This window comes from Rubritalea tangerina (assembly GCF_042683245.1).
In the GTDB taxonomy this organism is placed as follows: domain Bacteria; phylum Verrucomicrobiota; class Verrucomicrobiia; order Verrucomicrobiales; family Akkermansiaceae; genus Rubritalea; species Rubritalea tangerina.
In genome coordinates, this window is record NZ_JBHUJB010000089.1 from 87,389 (window position 1) to 105,640 (window position 18,252).

Genomic DNA, 18,252 nt, shown 5'->3' on the forward strand with positions numbered 1-18,252 from the left:
AGATGTAGCAAAATGGCCGTTGCATCGCGAATAAAAAAGAAGCTCTCAGTGGCTGAGAGCTTCTTCTAAATTTGATGTAGGAGCTGTTTTACTGCGTGGTGAAGCAGCTGGTTGGAAGCCCTTCCTTGTTTACGAGGTTTGCTTCAGTAGGGTTGTTAGACCAAGCATAGCGTGCGTGGATTGGCTTTGAGATAGTGTCAGAGGTCAGGATTACTTTGTTGCCTTGGATCTTTGCATTTGCGGGTGCCCATTTTCCGTCAGCACCTGCGATTTCGAAGGTCTTTGGTGCGTGTTTGTCACGTGTGGTGAGTCCTTCTGCGTGGTCGAAGGAGATTTCGATACTGTTGCTCGTTGTTTTTGCCGAGGCAAAGAGTGGGCCAGAGACTACGAGGTTTGTTTTTCCGTAGTCGTTATGAAGTGCCCAGCGTGCGAGTCTTTTACCCACATCTGTTTTATTTTTAGGGTGGATATCTTTCGGGTCACCTATGTCATTGGTGACAGCCATGCCGGTATGCTTAACGGATTGCAGCATTCTGCGTTGTTGGTCTTGGACGATGACCCAATTGAGGCCGTTTCTCCATTTTGCGAAATTGGCGAGTTGTACGTAATAGAATGGGAACTCGTGGCCCCAGCGTGTTCGCCAGTCTTGGATCATGCCAGCTTGGAGGTCAGCGTAGAGGGGGGCGGTGTTGGGGCGGGCATTTGATTCGCCTTGGTACCAAATGGCTCCACGGATGCCGTAGCCTACGAGCGGGGCGATGTGTCCGTTGTAAATGTTAGAGTGGAGGTTTGGGTTGTTGCCAGGGTTCGCTGGGGCTTTACCTTTTGCGTCACTGGGGCGTTTAGCCATAGCTTTTTGATAGTTAGCCATTTGTTTGGCTTTGTTTTCGGCGAGAGCTTTGGCTGCTGGTAGTTGAGCGATTGCTTCGGCGGAGGTGAATGCTTCGACAGGTTTGCCGCCCCAAGCAGTCTCGATGATGCCGACAGGGACTTGTAGTTCGGAGCGAAGTTTTTTTGCAAATTGGTAACCTACAGCGGTGAAGCTGGGTGTATTTTCGGGAGCAGTGGCTTTCCAATTTCCTTTGAGGTCATATTGTGGAGTGCCAATCGCTTTATTTGACGAGACATACACTCGGAGCAGGGGATCATTGGCGGTTTTAGCCTCTTGAGCGCCATCAGTTTTAGCCATGGTCCATTCCATGTTTGACTGGCCACTGGCGATCCATACTTCGCCGACGAGCACGTCATTGATGATTTTTTCATCATCACCTGAACTCAGGGTGAGGGTTTGTGGTGAGGTTGAAGCTTTGAGGTTTTCGAAGGTGAGAGACCAGTCACCATTTTTGTCGACATTCGTCGTTAGGGTTTGGGAGCCGAGTTTGGCACTGAGTGATTGATTGGGAGTGGCTTTGCCCCACAGTTTAGCTTTTGTTTTTTGTTGGAGTACCATCCCGTCTGAAATGAACGACGGGGTGGTGATCTCAGCTAGTAGTGAGGCGCAGCCTAGCGAGGATGTTAGGAGTAGTGTTGTGCGGAACATACCGATACTACTCTCAACAATCTTCTGAGCTTTCAAGCTACAAGATTGTCGGCCACTTACTTAAGGGTGCGTACGTGGGCCATGATGTCTTCGAGGATTGGGTCGGGCAGGGCGTCGAAGAGTCCTGAAGGCATGAAGGAACGAGAGCCGGCATGTTCTTCACGGTTTACTTGGTTGCGTGGGATGAAGCGTTTTTCACCACCTTGGAAAGCAACAGTGACTCCTGCGCCATCTGACTTGACCTTGAGTCCTTCGTGAATGGTCCCGTCTTTTTCGAGTACTCGAAAGAGGACGTAGGCACCCTCAGCGGCTTCGTCAGGGAGGAAGATAGCTGTGAGAAGAGCTTCGGGGTCGCGTTTGGCTGAGCCATCTAGAGCGGGGCCGATACCAGTGCCTTCATCACCAACTTGGTGGCAGCTGAGGCACATTCCAGTGAAGATGGCCTTGCCGGAGGCTGGGTTGCCTCCTTTTTTCTCTGCGAGTTGGATGAGTTTAGGGATGCGTTCTTTCGCTGTTTTTTGAGCGGCCAGATGTTTTTTGGTGGCCTTATCAAGGACTCGTTGGACTGTAGGGCTATTCTGGTGTTTGAGTGCGAAGTGCATGCGGTCAGCAGTGTTGTAATCAATATCTTCGTCTGTGAGAACGCCTGCGTCGATGAGTTCACGTAATTGGTAGAGGCCGTGGTCGGATTGCGCTTGGGTCTCGAGGATTGCCATTTTGCGACTTGGGTTTTGCTTGATCATCGCAGCAATGAGATCACGGTTTTGATTGCGTTGCTTGCCATTGGGTGAACGGCCAAGTGAATAGATGGCTTGGCGAAGGTGGTCAGTAGATGCCTCTTTGTCATTGATGATTTGGATGAAAAGATCTGCGAATTTAGCGCGGTCGAGATCGAGAGCTTTGAGCGCAGCGAGTTTTACGGCACTCTCTTTGCTTGAGCGGTAGAGTTCAGCAGCTTTTGGAGCGAGTGGGGTCACACGTAGTGTGAGCATAGCCTCCAATGCTTTGAGTTGTGTTTTGGGCTCGGAGCTTTTGAGGAGGTGCTCGAGTGAATGGCTGATGAGCTGGGCAAAGGCGTCGGACTGGACATCTGCCTGATTCTTGAGAGCAAGTTCGACATAGGTCTGCGCATTCTTCGGGTTTGCAAACATTGGGATGAGCTCAGTGGCAATGGCTTTCTGACCTGCTAGGCTTGCGAGTACGACGAAGGTGGAGTCATTCATCGGTTTTGCTTTGATTTTAGCCCAAATAGCGAGGAAGGCTTTTTTACCACCATCTGGTAGGGCCTGAGTGGCCCACAGTAAGTTAGTAGGGGGCATGCTTGCACCTTCATCGGTGGCGAGGAAGCTTTCGAGTTCGCTCGGGTATTGCTCGAGGGCTTTGCGTGCGAGGAAGCGTTTGAATTTGCGTTCATAGGGGCCTCCGAGATTGTCGCCAGCGAGTTCACGCTTACAGGCATTTACCAGCATTTTGATAGTGGCGTGATCAGCTTTTCCGAGGTCGGCGAGTGTGCGTAGCGCTTGAGAGCGGATCATGGCATCAGGATCTTCTTCGAAGCCATTGATGAGGCTGGCTACTTTAGCAGGGGTGAGACCGAAGCGTGCGAGTGAGCGGACAGCTTCTCTTTTTAGTTCAGGTTCGTCGGATTTGAGTAGAGCTGAGATGAGGGGCTCATCAAAATGTTGGATGGACTCGAGTGACCAAAGAGCGTGGATGCGGGTGGTAGCATCTTTAGTATTATCACCAGCGAGTTTGATGAGGCTGGGGATGAGAGTTTTAGTTTCATCCTTTGAACGGTCGGCAATTTGGTGCCAGGCGGCGCGTTTTTCCCAGAGGATTTCAGCTTCTAAGTGCTTAGGAAGGTCAGCTGTTTTGGTTTTGATGAGGTTGGGGATGGGGCGTGGCTTTTGTGATTTATGGCGGATGCGCCAGATGCGGCCATGTGATTTATCACGATCTGGGTGGGTAGTTGGAAGTTCGTTGTGGGAGACAATTTTATTGTACCAATCGACCACGTAGAGGCATCCATCTGGACCGAATTCGAGGTGGACGGGGCGGAACCAGTCGTCTTTAGACTTGAGGAGTGGTTTGAGGTGCTCGGCTGAGACGGAGCCATCTTTGTTTCTGCGGATCCGCACACAGACTAGCTCAGACGTGATGGGGTCGGCCATGATGGCGACATCTTTCCATTGTTCTGGGAATCCTGAGGCTCCGTCTTCTGAGAATGCGAGGCCAGAGATTCCGGTGCCTCCGACGCGGAAGCTGTGCAATGCTGGGAGCCATGGTTGGTATGAACGAATGCGTTCTCCGCCGATGCCTTTGTAAGCTGTTTGTTCTTCCATTGGGACGACGGACCAGCCCATGTCATTGGCTTCTGTACCGAACCATTGTCCGTTAGCTTGGAGGGTGTAGCCCCAAATATTCTGTAAGCCTGCATTGATGAGTTCAATTTTGTTACCATCGAGTGAGACTTTCGCATTTTTAGAGTAGTCCATGCGGATGGAGTTGCCGGATCGGACTGCTGTGATTTCACCTTTATTGAGGGCGCCTTGGGTGAAGTGGAGCCAGCCACCGGGGCCGCGAACAAGGCAATGGGCCATGGTGTGGGTGTCGGTAAAGCCAAAGCCAGTGAGGACTGGGATGCGCTTATCTGATTTCCCATCATTATTGGTGTCCTTGAGATAGAAGAACTCAGAGCCTTGAGCGACGAAGGCGCCATTCTTATAAGGTAGAATGGATTGAGGGATGGCGAGGCCACTGGCGAATGTGTGGGTTTTTACCTTTTGGCCAGGGTAGATTCCTGTGAGTACGAGGATGGCATCTTCTCCTTTGGTTTTACCTTGGTAGAGGTCTTTGATGCGTTTGAATTCAGGATTTTTTTCCTGTTCGGCAGGATTATCCATGAGGCGAAGTAGTTGGTTCCACTTGATGTCCTTGACGGGATCCATCGGGTACATACGGGCTGTTTGGGTCCAGAGGCGACCCGCATCATCAAATGAGATATCGATGGGGTTGACGACACCATTGGCTTCAGAAGCCACTAATTCAACGACGAAGCCATCTTGGACTTCGAAGCTGGCGAGTTCTTGTTCTGGGCTGTTGGCTTGAGTACGTCCGGAATGGGTTTTCTTAGCGTAGAGGCTATTGCCGTAGGAGCATGCGAGACCCAGGAGTGCGATGGTAATCTTTTTCATAGTTGTGTTAGGTGTCCTGTGGAACAGTAAGATCTTTTATTTATACCTTAAAAATCGGCAAATTGCGCAACGTTTATTCAACAAGGATATATGTGTAATCCACACGAATAGAATTCTGAGCGTTTTCTGAGAATGTGGATAATGTGTATGTTGTGGTTCGAGTCTGTATATGGACTATGGGGATTTAAGTCTTTATAAAGAGAGGGTTGCAAGTTCGCGTGCCCCTTGGGTGCCAGAGTGGTATTCACACGCGAAATTGATACCCCAATAAAAAACAATACAACGATGAAAAAGAAACTCTCAATGGCGTTAGCCATGACAGGGATATTAACTCAGGGCTCCAGTGCTGCGACATTAGTGGCTGGCACGAGCATGGGATTTGACCTCGGCCCCACAGCCTCAAATAATGTGGTGGAAACCATTAATTCTCTGACTAATGGTGCAGGTGAAACCATTACTGCAGGCAATGTGTTAGATCGCAATGGTGTTGTGGTTGATGACGTTGGTGTGACTGTATTAGCTACAGGTTTCGAGTTCGGCAATAATGACGCGGCTACGGAAGCTGAGGTGTCTGGTCAGACCAGCAATTTCAACGATTCAAACCTCACTGACTGGTTTGGTCGTGGTTCTAATGGTACTGCTGAGATTCGTCTTACTGGCTTAGATGATAACCTTAGCTATGATGTGTTTATTGGTCATGCATTTGTGGCGAATACGACCAATACTGATACTCTGTATGGTGCATTAGGAACTGATAATAGTGGGATCACAGCGGTCAACAGCCACGATGGTACAGGTGATACTTTTGTCTGGCTGCGAGGTCTTCGCTCTGAGGGAACCAACCTTACTCTGACGATTCAGAAGGCCCCTGGAAGTGGAGCTGCTGCAGTATCAGCTTTTACTATCACAGCTGTCCCTGAGCCCTCAGTAAGCGCATTGCTAGGGCTGGGCGGAATGGCGCTCATTTTGCGACGTCGCAAGTAGAAATACTGATCGAAATTTTACCACCTTTACCTATTGGTGAGGGTGGTTTTGTCGTGCTTACTGCGTGCGTGGATATGTGGTTTATGCATATATCGATGTGTGAGAGCCACTATGTGTGCCTTTGTCTGGGGGCGCTTTCGGGTAGCAGGTAGTGGGGGGGGAGGTTTAGTGGAATGGCACAGGCTGGGGTATCAGCATTTGTTGGGACTCGGCGGCGTGGCATGAGATTGCTGCGTCGCCGGAATGTTTTGAGGGGAAGAAAAAGCCGCTACTGGGTACACTCTCAGTGGCGGCATTTCTGTGAGGGTGAAGTGGTTTGCTAGGTTTGTGATACCAAATCGCATCTCAAAAAAGACAAATGTTGATTGTGGGCGGCTTGATGCAATGCGCTACACGAAAGAAGGGTAGACTCGGGCTCTTTGTTTATAGATCAACGTTTCTCTTCAGTCATCTCGCGCGTGTGGGACTGCTAAATCGCGTCTTGATTTCTGAACAAAGTTTACTGTCATCTGACTCTTCTGAATAACGAAGTATGTGGTACTAGCTTTGGTTCTGAGCCATGAGTTCGAGTAATTTGTTGGCTGCGGCTTCGGCAAAGGTTTTGCTATTGATTTCTTCATCGTAGTCGACGACTTCGACTTTGGCATGCTGATGGATAGCTTCGAAGAGGGCCTTGTCCGCTTCAGGGTCGTAGAATGGTTGTCCTTCGGCTGAGATGACACTGACTGTTTTTAGTGGGTTGAGGATGGCAGTCGGAGCGGGGTTAGCATTGGCTTTTTGCGCGAGAATTTTTCCAAGTTGAGCGCATTCATTGGCATTAGTACGCAGCAAAGTGACCTGAGGGTTGTGGATATAGAGCGTGCGCCCCTCATGTTCTGAGGGGAGGGATTCGCGTTCGCCATAATTTGCCATATCGAGGCAACCAGGAGCGACTACAGTTGGTACTTTAGCTTTACTCATGGCATCCATGCGAGTGGGGCCAGCTGAGAGTGTGGCGCCTAACAACTCGTCTGCCCATTCGGTAGTGGTGATATCGAGGACTCCAGCGACCATGCCGCTCTCGATGAGGCTTTCCATTGTTTTGCCTCCTATCCCCGTGGCGTGGAAGATGAGGACTTCATAGCCCGCATTTTCTAGAACCTTAGCAGCATGATTGATGCAATCGGTAGTGTTACCAAACATGCTAGCGACAATCAGAGGTTTGGCATCTGAGTCATTTGATTGGATTGACTCAACCATTCCGCAGATGGCACCTGCGGCTTGGGTGAAGATTTTTTTGGAGATGCGGTTTAAGCCTGCGACATCAACGATGGAGGGAATCATCACGATGTCTTTACTTCCGACATAGTGAGCGGTGTTGCCACTAGCGAGAGTGGAGACCATCACTTTAGGAAAACCAATGGGGAGAGCTCGCATGACTGAGGTACCCAGAGCCGTTCCTCCACCACCACCAAGTGAGATGATGCCGTCAATTTTTCCATCCTCGACAAGTTTCGAGACAAAGTGTGGTGCGGCTTCCGACATCGCGACAACGCATTCGCCGCGATCTTGGCGGTCGATAAGGCTTTGTAGGTCTGTGTTATTTGACTGGGCGACATCGAAGCGGGTGAAGTCTGGGGTTACCTGCGCTGGGCCGCCAGTGCCGAGGTCAATAAGAATGGCTGTGTGGCCTTTTGCTTTGATGAGGTCGGCAACAAATGCGTGTTCGAAACCTTTCGAGTCGAGTGTGCCTAGTACTGCAATATTCATGGTGGGTGTGCGCGTTGTTTATTAAATTTGAGTGAGTTTAAACCAGAAGATACGATGGTGGGTAGCGGTGAGATTCAACATCTTACTATGTAAAACACACATTAAGATCTGTCGAAGCTATTTGATCTATCGGGTTGACGCTAGGTTGCCTGTTGGTTTTACTACACGAGTATGGCTTCTTCCAAACCAACGCGCAACTATCGGGAATTCGGCTCAGGGACGCAGATTAGTGTGGTTAGGGCATCGGAATCGGACTCAAGGGAATGGCTGGAGGAGGCCCCGGTATGCCAAGCATTGGGGAAATATAATATATTGCACGCAGCTGTAATTAAAGCTGGGGAAGGCTTGAAGGTTTCGAGGGTGGAGCAATCAGGGACATTTATGATGGCGTGTTTGGAAGGGGAGGGGCAGGTTTTAGCTGATGGTAGGTGGCAGACGATACGCGTTGGTCAGGCTTGTTTATTACCGCCCTTTGTGACGAATGCATTCAAGAAGATAGAAGGTAAGCCTTGGAGGTTTTGTTGGGTTCGCTACATTGAATCTAAAGAGAGTAATCCCATTGTTTCAGAGATCTCGCCAGTGGTTGGATCATTTCATGGTTGGTCGCTGGCAAGGGCGATCCAGGGTTTGATAGAAGAAACCGAGAGTGTTGGGGGGCAGGCGGCGACGCACCACTGGATCGAGTTAATGCATGGTTATGTGATGAGTTTTGCGCAGCCACACCAATCGGATAACCGTTTGTGGAAGTTATGGAATGTGGTAGAGCAAAATCTAGAGCAAGACTGGACGCTTCAAAGTCTGTCGCAGCTGGCTTGCTTAAGTGAAGAACATCTTCGTAGGCTCTGTAAAAAACAACTTGGGCGTAGTCCTGTGCAGCATCTAACATTTTTACGCATGCAGAAGGCGTGTTCCTTGCTTGCGACAACAGAGGATAAGATTGAGGTGATCGCGAAAGCGGTAGGGTATCGGTCCGCCTTCCACTTTTCGAATGTCTTCAGTAAGTGGGTAGGCTGTAGGCCCAGTGAGCACCGCAAGGCCTCTTATTAGTGGAAGGTGAGTCCAGCGGTTTATGATCGCTGGACTCAGTGAGAGTTGGTGAAGTTTATTGAACTTCAATGTTAAACTCAGCGACCTGAGTGGTGCCGTCAGGGGCTGTGACTTTGACTTTGAAGGTGTTTGTTCCTTTATCTGCAGGTGTCGGTCCGTAGTTTGTGAATAGGAGGCCGTCTGGGTAGATACGCAACCATTCAGGGCCGCTCATTTTGCTGAATGTCAGCTTACGTGCGAGCTCTCTATCAGCACCATTGATGAATGGGTTGAGTCGTTTGTTATATCCGGAGACTCCGACGGGTGAGGCTGGTAGTTTGATTTCTTTGATGGTGAAGTCCTGAGGTTTGATATTGCTATCGGTGGTGAAGCTCCGGGTGATAGATGATGTGCGGAAGCTGCTACCTACTGGGTGGTTCACACGCCAATAGTAGCGGGTATTATTTTTCAGGCCACTGACCTTAGCTCCTTGCTTAGCTTTTTTTGTAATGAGAACTCTACGGAAGTTGGGGTCGGTACTGACTTCTAATTTTGCATTATGTTTACTGGAGTTGTTCCAGCTCAGCACGACGTTAGAGGGATTAATCTTCGTGTTTTCGATGGGCATGGTTGGTGCTACGAAATTTTGTCGTTGTACTAGGCCGAGCTCGCTATTGCTGAGTGGGTAGTTATAGACGCTGAGTTCATCTAATGCGAAGCTCGTACCATTGCGGGGGGTGAGTTCGAATTGTTTGGAATCGAAGCTAATCGTATCAGCATAGTTGAGTTGGTGGCTACGTGATTCGCCGTCGACGAAGATGGTGAGTGTTTGATTTGGGCGGTCGAAAACGACGGCAACATGTTGCCATTTGTCGGGGGTGTAGGCTGGGCCGTCGTAGATTTTCGCACCTGGGTTTGGTCCATAGACCCAACCGGCAGGCCGCTTCCAGACTTTGACTTTACCGTCATTAAGGAGGAATGAGATTGGCCCAGTGCGCATCAGGTCGTAGTTGCCAGGGGATTGAATTTTTTGGAAGTAGCTGACGGTGTAGCTTTTTCTATTGCCCCAGTGTGGAGTCTTGAGTTGGGCCTTGAATTGGGTGACGTTGGTGGCTGAGCCTGAGACGCCTTTAGTGAGGGATTGCTCCGTTGGGATCTTGGCGGGTTTTCTATCCTTATCGATAAAGCCGACTGGGCTGTCGAAGTTATTGGCATAGACTTGTGACTTTTCAATGATGTCAGCGATCAAGGTGACCTGCTTTTTTTCAGAGGGGGAAGCGATTTGCATGAGGAACTCGTGGCTTCCAGTACTTAATTTTTCGGGAGCATCGATGGAGAGTTTAAAGCGTTTGAAGTCACCGGGTTTGAGCTCACATGACTTTATATCAGCTTTGAGTCCTGGGACGGTTTTGATGGTGTAGCGCTGGGTGGTGGGTCCATTATTTTGCACCTCATAATCAACACTGGGGAGGGATGGGTCACCCTGGATGGCTGTGAGGCGGATAGGGAATGCGGGGGAGACTGATAGTGTTTCACCAGTTGTTTCTGGCATAGGCACAATGGATGGGTCACCGAGGAGGTTGATGAGGAAGTTCGTTCCGCCAATGGTGGTGCCTCGGGTTTGGTCGGCGCGGGTGGTCCAGAGTGTTTCACCGGTGCTCATGCCAAAGAAGAGGCGAGGGTAGTACTTTGTGTGTTTGGCCCAGCCGTGTTGTTTACAGGCCCAGACTGAACGGGTCCCGGCGTAGACGGCGACTCCGTTATTACGGAGGAGGGCGAATGAGACATTTTCCGGAAATTCCGGGCTAGCCACGTCACATCCACCGAGGGCATAGACAGCAGGCACTTCATCTGACAATTGCCCGGATCCGCCAGTGGACATCATTCCAATTCCCCAGGGGGAGCCGTGCTCTTGGTAGTAGACGAATCCATACTTCCCGGCATTTTGTTCGCGGATAGTTTCGTGTTGACGGTAATGGTCGATATCCGGGCTATAGATAAGGTTGGGGCTGTGCGTGTGGCGGGTGAGCTGGGCTCCGTTATGACTGAGGTACTCGTAGTAGAAGTTCTGTGTGCGCTCGAAGGTGTCTCCAGCATAGTAAATGTTGTGGCGCCAGGCGAGGTCACCGGCTTGGTTCTCGTATCGGATTACGCGTTCTAAGATGGCATCGACGTGCTTGGCATTACCGATGGCTGCGTCCACGCCGTAAAATGGGATGCGACCAACAAAGACATCAGGTTCGCCATTGATTCCACCTTCACCGTAGTCACCGTCATCGGCAAAGATGCCATTATTGTTTTTATCCCAATCTCCGCTGAGGTCGACGTAGTAGTAGTCTGTGGGCCAGAGTTTATCTCCGACTAGCTTATAGGGGGTGTCACCAAGTTTTGGGTGAGGGTTTCCTAGGAACAGGATATAGAGGAGGTTTCTTTGGGTGTGATTCTTTTGGAGCCAAGCGCGGATATTTTTTGCGGCATCTTGCCCGGTGCCGCCGCCAAAATCTTTTTCGGTGATGACTTGAATGTCAAAGCCACGTGCTAGTTTGTGACGGATGAAGGCATCGAGGCTAGTGAGGGATTTGCGTTTTTCTTCGCTGGTGATGATGAGGTAGCCATTTTGGCCACTTTTTATTTTTTGTGGGATAGTGGTGCGGATATCGTAATGGCCGCCGGCGACCTTTTCCATCTTCCTAACAATTTCTGGATGGATTTTGCTGAGGTCTGGTTCGGTAAGTGTGATTGGAGCGGGGGTGGTTTGTGATTGGTAGTTTGCCAGCTGGGATGTGGGGATGAGATCGACCGCTAGGATTTCTCTGAGGGCTTCCTCAGGGGCTTGGATAGTGAGTTGGTAGCGGGTAGCACGCGTTGATTTGAGTGGGGTGGCGAATTGTCCGTCAGAGATCTTGTATTTTTTGAAATTGAAGGTGGCTGTCGCGTTGAGGTTGGAATTTGGGGATTTGAAGCGGATGACGGGGTGAAAGTGGAGTTCTTTATCGGCCCAGAGTGACCAAGAGAGGACGCCATTAATGAGGGTGGCATCGTAGTGGCGAAGGGAGATAACTCCGAGAGCATCGGAGAGGGCGATATGTGGTTTGCCTTTGAGCTGTTCTTCCGCCGCGAGATTTGTGACATAGTGGTTGGCATTGAGTTTGAGAGCTGCTGAGGGGTTCGGGTCGATAGAATCTGAGAGTTCTAGTTCAAAGTGTTTGAAGAATGGTAACCAGCCGGTTGGTTCTCTCCGAGCAATGACGAGGAAGTCGGCGTCCTGAGGCTTTTTCAGGTCGATACTGAAGTGGTAGGGGAACTTCCGTCCATCGGCGGGTCTCCAGAAGCGGCCGTTGTTGCCATTGAGCATCATGGAGGCGGGGTCTTGCCCGTAGTAAGGGTGAAGATTTCCCTCGGTGGCGAAGCTGTAGTTTTGATGCGGGAGGATTTCTCCGTTTGCTTTGGCAAAGTAGATGCCAGAGATGTGTGAGCGACCGATGGTATCTCCGCTGATGACGTTGTTATCTAACAATGTCATATGGAGGAAGCGTCCTTTGAGCCCTTGGAGTGGGATGATGGCGGCATGGCCATGTTTGAGGTTATCTAGGATTTTTTTGCCGGGAGCAGTGGCGAGTGCTTGCTTTCTGTGGGCGGCAAGGACCTCTGAGCTGATTCGTTGCCCCTTTTGTAGTGAGTGGGGGATAGCGGCGCCGAGTGCGTCTGATGTATACGCTGGGTAGTAGATGGGGTGCTGTGACTCTTTAGTTTTAGTTGGTAGAGTTTGTTGCTGGGTTGCTGGTGGCGCATTTTTGGACGCTATAGGAAGGGCAATGGATGACGGCTGAGGTGTAGGTTTTGAGGAGGGCGTCTCTTCCTTTGTAGCGGGCGGCCCACTTTCTTTAAGCCCGGGTTCATTAGCTGGAGTTGGGGACTCGGCAGATACCTGCTCAGGGTGGACAGGTTTGATAAAGGTGGGGGCAAGGTAATATCCGGCGCAAACGCAGAGCGCCAAGGTGGCCATTTGGGTACTAAGCTTCATAATAGGTGTGTGGTAGCGTTCTTACTAGGTGTGTAAGGTTGGATCGTTTCAATCGCCGCTAAGTAACGGCAAAAGTCTCCGATATATTACACCTGTTTATGGTTTCTTCCAAAAGAGCTTGCGCGATCGTAAATCCGGGTGTTTACTCCCGCATCGGTAAACATAATAATACTTAGCAACTTTGTAAGGTATTTACCACTCTATCACGATCATGATACCATCTCACGCACCATTCGACCAGAATCAGCGCGCGGCACTCGAGGCGCTGGTTAAGACGTTTTCGCCTGAGCAGCGCGCGTGGCTCAGCGGTTTTTTAGCTGCGCCTGCAGCGGGTGGCTCAGTGGCAGCTGCGCCAGCGGCAAGCAAGCCATTGACGATTCTTTACGGTACTGAATCCGGCAACTCTGAGTCCCTTGCTGATAAGACAGTGAAGGAAGCAAAGAAGAAGGGGTTCAAAGCTGTCATGAAGAATCTGGCTGACATTTCCGTCAAGGACATCGCTAAGTTTGAGCACATTGGTCTTATCGTTTCCACTTGGGGCGACGGTGAACCACCCGAGGCCATTGAGTCATTCCACAAAGAATTCATGACAGCGGGTGTCAATCTTAAGGGTGTGAAGTTTTCAGTGTGCGCGCTAGGGGACACCTCCTACGACAAGTTCTGCCAGACGGGTAAAGATTTTGATGTTCAGCTTGAGAAATTAGGTGCGGAGCGTGTTGCGGAGCGCGTTGATTGCGACGTGGACTTTGATGAAGCCTACGCGACATGGAAGGATGCGCTTTTTGCTGCTTTAGGTTCTGCTGAGACAGGGGCTGCACCGCAGATTGACCTAGCAGCCTTCGGAGCAGCTCCAGCCGTTGAGTATGGTCGTAAGAATCCATTCCCGGCAGAAGTGATTGAAAACTTGGTGCTCAATGGAGAAGGTTCAGCTAAGGAAACTATCCACCTCGAGCTCGATCTCGAAGGTTCCGGTCTCGACTACGAAGCAGGTGATGCTCTTGCTGTAGTGCCAGTCAACGCAGCTGACGTGGTAGAAGCATTCCTCGCAGCATCAGGCCTTACAGGTTCTGAGCAGGTTGAACTTAAGGGCGAAGACAAGTGTGACCTCAAGGAAGCGCTTACCTACAAACTCGATATCACAGGGCTATCCCGCGCTGTGGCGAAAAAGTACTTCGAACTCTGCAAGTCCGACGAACTCGGCACGCTTGTGAGTGACGAGAAGAAGGCTGAATTTAAAGATTGGGCATGGGGCCGTGAGATCGTTGATCTCCTCGAACTCTTCCCAGTGCAGAAGCTTTCCGCTCAGGCACTTGTGAGCATTCTTCGTAAGCTTCCTCCACGTCTCTACTCTATCGCTTCCAGCCCGAAGGCTCATCCAGGTGAGGTGCACCTTACTGTCGCAGCAGTGCGTTATGAAGGTCACGGCAAGCAGCGCAAGGGTGTCGCTTCCACTTACATCGCTGACGAAGCGAAGACAGGTGAGAAGGTACAGGTTTACGTGCACAAGAATAAGAACTTCCGTCTTCCTGAAGACACGAACAAGCCAGTGATCATGGTTGGTCCAGGTACGGGTATCGCACCATTCCGTGCCTTCATCGAAGAGCGTGGCGAAACTGAAGCAAAGGGCGAAACATGGCTCTTCTTCGGCGACCAACGCTACACTTACGATTTCCTCTACCAGCTTGAACTTCAGGACCACCTCAAGTCAGGCGCTCTCAGCAAGCTCGACGTAGCATTCTCTCGCGACCAGCCAGAGAAAGTTTACGTGCAGGACAAGATGCTTGCGCAAGGTGAAGAAATTTACAAATGGCTCGAAGCTGGTGCGTACTTCTACGTCTGTGGTGACGCAGAACGCATGGCGAAGGACGTGAACCAAGCCCTGATCGATATCGTTGCCCAGCACGGTGGCAAGTCAGCCGATGACGCAGCTGCGTACATCGAATCCCTTAAGAAGGAGAAGCGTTACCAGCGTGACGTCTACTAATCTCTCATTTTACCAATCTCAACTCACACAAATTTTATGAGCGAAGAACAAAAACTATCAGCAAACGAATACCTCAAGGTGGAGTCTAACTACCTTCGTGGCACCCTAGCTGAAGAACTCGCTGACGATTCAACAGGCGGTATCTCTGAAGGTTCCGCACAGATGGTGAAATTCCATGGTTGCTACGTTCAGGACGACCGTGACCTCCGTGCAAACCGCCGTAAGCACAAGCTCGAGAAAGCATACAGCTTCCTCATGCGAGTTCGCCTTCCGGGTGGAGTCGTGACACCCAAGCAATGGCTCCAGATGGACTGGATCTCTGAGAACTTTGCTAACAACACACTTAAGCTCACTACTCGTCAGGCATTCCAGCTTCACGGTGTGATCAAGTCCCAGCTCAAGCGCACCGTTCAGGAAATGGACAAGGTTGCTCTCGACTGTATCGCAGCATGTGGCGATGTGAACCGTAACGTCATGTGTAACCCGAACCCACACCTCAGTAAGTCTCACGCTGAGATGGTTCAGCAGGCAAAAGACATTTCTGAGCACCTCCTTCCACAAGGTGGCGCGTATCACGAAATTTTCCTCGACCAGGAAAAGGTGATCTCTTCCGAGGAAGTGGTAGAGCCAATCTACGGCAAGACTTACCTTCCACGTAAGTTCAAGATTGCGATCGTGATCCCACCGTCAAACGACTGTGACATCCACGCGAACGACCTTTCCTTCATCGCGATTCAAGATGGCGATAAGATCATCGGCTACAACATCGCAGTTGGTGGTGGTATGGGCATGACTCACGGTGTGGAAACTACTTACCCACGTCTCGCAGACATCATCGGTTTCTGTACTCCAGAGCAGGTGGTGGATGTGGCTGAGAAGGTGATTCTCGTGCAGCGTGACTTCGGTAATCGTTGTGACCGTAAGATGTCTCGTGTGAAGTACACCATCGACAGCCGCAGCACAGAGTGGTTTGTAGAGAAGCTCAACGAGTACCTCGGTTATGAGATCGCTCCTGTGCGTCCATACGAGTTTACTACAAATGGTGACAACTTCGGCTGGCACGAAGACGAGACTGGCAACTGGCACCTCAACCTCTTCATTCAAGGTGGTCGCGTGGTGGATTCCCCGGCATTCCCAGTGAAGACTGGCCTTCGTGAAATTGCTAAGGTGCTCAAAGGTGAGTTTCGTCTCACAGCGAACCAGAACCTAGCAATTTCTAACATCCCAGCTGACCAGAAGGCTGAGATCGAAGCTATTCTCGACAAGTATAACATTCTCAAGAGTCACGAGCGTTCAGCGCTACGTCTCTTCTCCATCGCTTGTGTGTCGCTTCCAACATGTGGGCTCGCACTCGCTGAGGCTGAGCGTTACCTCCCAGAGCTTATCACTGAGCTTGAAGAGGTAGTGGAAGAATGTGGCCTTCGTCACGATGCGATCACGATTCGTATGACTGGTTGTCCTAACGGCTGTGGCCGTCCGTTCCTCGCAGAGATCGGCTTCGTTGGTCGTGGTCCTGGCCGCTACAACCTCTACCTCGGTGGTGGGCACGCAGGCCAGCGTCTCAACAAGCTTTACCGTCAGGACATCCTCGGTAAGGACGCGAAAGAAGTTCTTAAACCAATCATCGAAGACTACGCGAAGAACCGCCAAGACGGTGAGCGTTTCGGTGACTTTGTGATCCGTGCTGGTTACGTTGAAGCGACAGTAAACGGTTTGGATTTCCACAAGAACATCAAGCCGGAAGCATTTCCTTCCTAATTGATACCCGCTCAGTCCAAGTGGCTGAGCACCCAACTATTTGAACCGTCGATACGGCATCTTTGGGAAACTGAAGATGCCGTCCTCGACAAAAGACATCACTAATCATGAGTGCAGCAGAACAGAAACTAACAGATGCAGAAATTATCGCGACTGAGCTCGGAGCTAAGAAGGCTGGCGAGCGCATCAAGTGGCTTTATGAAACCTATGGAGACCGCGTCATGGCGTCTACCAGCTTTGGTTTGCAGGCGGCTGTGATGTTGCATTTGATCAGTGAAAACGCACCGAAGATGCCAGTTGCGTTTGTTGACACTGGCTACCTTTTCCCTGAGACCTACAAGTACATCGAGACTCTCATGGAGCGTTTCGATATCGATCTCCGTGTCTACAATCCAAAGATGACTGCAGCGCGCCAAGAAGCGCTCTACGGAAAGCTTTGGGAGCAAGGTGAAGAGGGGAACCAGAAGTACGGCATCATCAACAAGGTGGAGCCAATGGATCGTGCGATCAAAGACATCGGTGCTGATATCTGGCTTTCTGGTCTTCGCCGTGCGCAATCCAGTACACGTCAGGATCGTCCCTTTGCAGAACAGCAGAACAAGACAATCAAGGCGTACCCGATTCTCGACTGGGCCGATGCACAAGTGAATGTGTACTATCACATGCATGAGTTGCCGAAGCACCCTCTCGAAGCAGAAGGATACGTAACTATGGGTGACTGGCATTCCACCGTGCCAGCAACTGAAGGGATGAGTGCTGAGGAAACTCGCTATGGCGGCCAAAAGTATGAATGTGGATTGCATTTAGATAATGGCAGCAGTGATTATCAGATCTAGAGTAATATATTTCTGATAGATTATAAGCTCTGAGCGCCATTTCATGAGGGAAGTGGCGTTTTTTTATGTAACTGGCGGATGGCACAATTTTTCTAATTTCCCACTGGTCAAACGGCAGTTTGGATGGGAGAGTCAACGCGTTCAATTTTAAACACACTAACACTATGGGTATTTTAGCACAAAACATGGTAGAGACAGTGGGGAATACCCCATTGATTAAGCTGAATAAAATCACTGAAGGTCTCGATGCTGAGATCTACGTGAAGGGTGAATTTTTCAACCCGCTTTTCAGCGTGAAGGACCGTATCGGTAAGTCGATGATTGAGGCGGCTGAAAAGGATGGTTCACTCAAGCCGGGCGGCACGATCATCGAGCCAACTTCTGGTAACACAGGTATTGCTCTCGCATTTGTTGCGCGTGCAAAGGGATACAAGTGTATCCTAACAATGCCTGAAACAATGTCACTTGAGCGTCGTGTTTTGCTACGTCTTTTGGGTGCGGAGATTGTATTGACACCTGGGCCTAAGGGGATGGGTGGAGCGATTGCCAAGGCTAAGCAGCTTTTAGAAGAAGACCCATCAGCATTTGGTCCGTCTCAGTTTGATAACCCAGCAAACCCGCAGGTTCACCGTGAGACAACAGCTGAGGAAATCTGGGAAGCACTTGAGGGTGACGTTGATTTCCTTGTAGCGGGTGTTGGTACTGGTGGCACTATCACAGGTGTTTCAGAAGTGATCAAGAGCCGTAAGGATGGCTTCACTACGATTGCTGTAGAGCCTGAGAATTCACCGGTGATTGGTGGTGGTCAGCCTGGTCCACATAAGATTCAAGGGATTGGAGCAGGATTCATTCCTGGGAACCTCAACACCGACATTGTTGATGGTACTATCACAGTGACTAACGAAGACGCATTTGCGACAGCGCAGAAGCTTGCACAGGAAGAAGGGCTTCCAGCAGGTATTTCTACTGGAGCGAATGTTTGGGCGGCACTTCAGGTGGCAAAGCGCCCTGAGGCAAAGGGCAAGAAGATCGTGACCATCGGTTGTTCTAGCACTGAGCGTTACCTTTCTACTCCGCTTGCAGAAGCAGTTCGTGAAGAAGTTGCGAACCTTCCTGTAAGTGAGATCGAATAAGGTATTGAGTCGGGATCATGAGGT

At 50.4% G+C, this 18,252-nt stretch carries 10 protein-coding genes; 6 read left to right on the plus strand and 4 right to left on the minus strand.

Annotated elements, in window-relative coordinates:
- Nucleotides 1-88: 88 nt before the first annotated feature.
- Together ACFSW8_RS17490 and ACFSW8_RS17495 are read right to left on the minus strand one after the other, a co-directional pair.
- The gene (locus tag ACFSW8_RS17490; RefSeq protein ID WP_377178895.1) at nt 89-1,540 is read right to left on the minus strand and encodes a sialate O-acetylesterase; all 1,452 of its coding nucleotides are present in this window, start codon (nt 1,538-1,540) and stop codon (nt 89-91) included.
- A 56-nt stretch (nt 1,541-1,596) separates the two neighbouring features.
- Entirely contained in the window at nt 1,597-4,734 is a 3,138-nt protein-coding gene (locus tag ACFSW8_RS17495) for a PVC-type heme-binding CxxCH protein (RefSeq protein ID WP_377089835.1), read from the minus strand.
- 285 nt (nt 4,735-5,019) lie between these two features.
- Here ACFSW8_RS17495 and ACFSW8_RS17500 point away from each other — a divergent pair, with 285 nt between their 5' ends.
- Nucleotides 5,020-5,718 (plus strand): PEP-CTERM sorting domain-containing protein, encoded by a 699-nt coding sequence (locus ACFSW8_RS17500; RefSeq protein WP_377178897.1) that lies wholly within the window; start codon nt 5,020-5,022, stop codon nt 5,716-5,718.
- A gap of 540 nt (nt 5,719-6,258) precedes the next feature.
- Here ACFSW8_RS17500 and ACFSW8_RS17505 read toward each other — a convergent pair.
- Complete coding sequence (locus ACFSW8_RS17505) at nt 6,259-7,467, minus strand: Tm-1-like ATP-binding domain-containing protein (RefSeq protein WP_377089840.1); 1,209 nt, start codon at nt 7,465-7,467, stop codon at nt 6,259-6,261.
- A gap of 171 nt (nt 7,468-7,638) precedes the next feature.
- Here ACFSW8_RS17505 and ACFSW8_RS17510 point away from each other — a divergent pair, with 171 nt between their 5' ends.
- A complete protein-coding gene (locus ACFSW8_RS17510; protein ID WP_377178899.1) occupies nt 7,639-8,514 on the plus strand; it encodes an AraC family transcriptional regulator in 876 nt (291 codons plus the stop codon).
- Nucleotides 8,515-8,569: 55 nt separating this feature from the next.
- Here the strand turns inward: ACFSW8_RS17510 and ACFSW8_RS17515 are convergent, their stop codons facing one another.
- Nucleotides 8,570-12,517 (minus strand): C25 family cysteine peptidase, encoded by a 3,948-nt coding sequence (locus ACFSW8_RS17515; RefSeq protein WP_377089842.1) that lies wholly within the window; start codon nt 12,515-12,517, stop codon nt 8,570-8,572.
- Nucleotides 12,518-12,728: 211 nt separating this feature from the next.
- On the opposite strand from ACFSW8_RS17515, the gene ACFSW8_RS17520 reads away from it, so the two are divergent.
- The 4 genes from ACFSW8_RS17520 to cysK all read left to right on the plus strand — a co-directional run bounded on the left by ACFSW8_RS17520 (nt 12,729) and on the right by cysK (nt 18,228).
- Entirely contained in the window at nt 12,729-14,501 is a 1,773-nt protein-coding gene (locus tag ACFSW8_RS17520; protein ID WP_377089845.1) for an assimilatory sulfite reductase (NADPH) flavoprotein subunit, read from the plus strand.
- A 36-nt stretch (nt 14,502-14,537) separates the two neighbouring features.
- Nucleotides 14,538-16,259 carry an NADPH-dependent assimilatory sulfite reductase hemoprotein subunit gene (locus ACFSW8_RS17525; RefSeq protein ID WP_377089846.1) on the plus strand — a complete coding sequence of 574 codons (1,722 nt, stop codon included), beginning with the start codon at nt 14,538-14,540 and terminating at the stop codon, nt 16,257-16,259.
- A 107-nt stretch (nt 16,260-16,366) separates the two neighbouring features.
- On the plus strand, nt 16,367-17,095 hold the full coding sequence (locus ACFSW8_RS17530; protein WP_377089848.1) for a phosphoadenylyl-sulfate reductase: 729 nt from the start codon (nt 16,367-16,369) through the stop codon (nt 17,093-17,095).
- Nucleotides 17,096-17,259: 164 nt separating this feature from the next.
- Nucleotides 17,260-18,228, plus strand: coding sequence for a cysteine synthase A (gene cysK / locus ACFSW8_RS17535; RefSeq protein ID WP_377089849.1), 969 nt, complete (start codon nt 17,260-17,262; stop codon nt 18,226-18,228).
- Nucleotides 18,229-18,252: the final 24 nt, after the last annotated feature.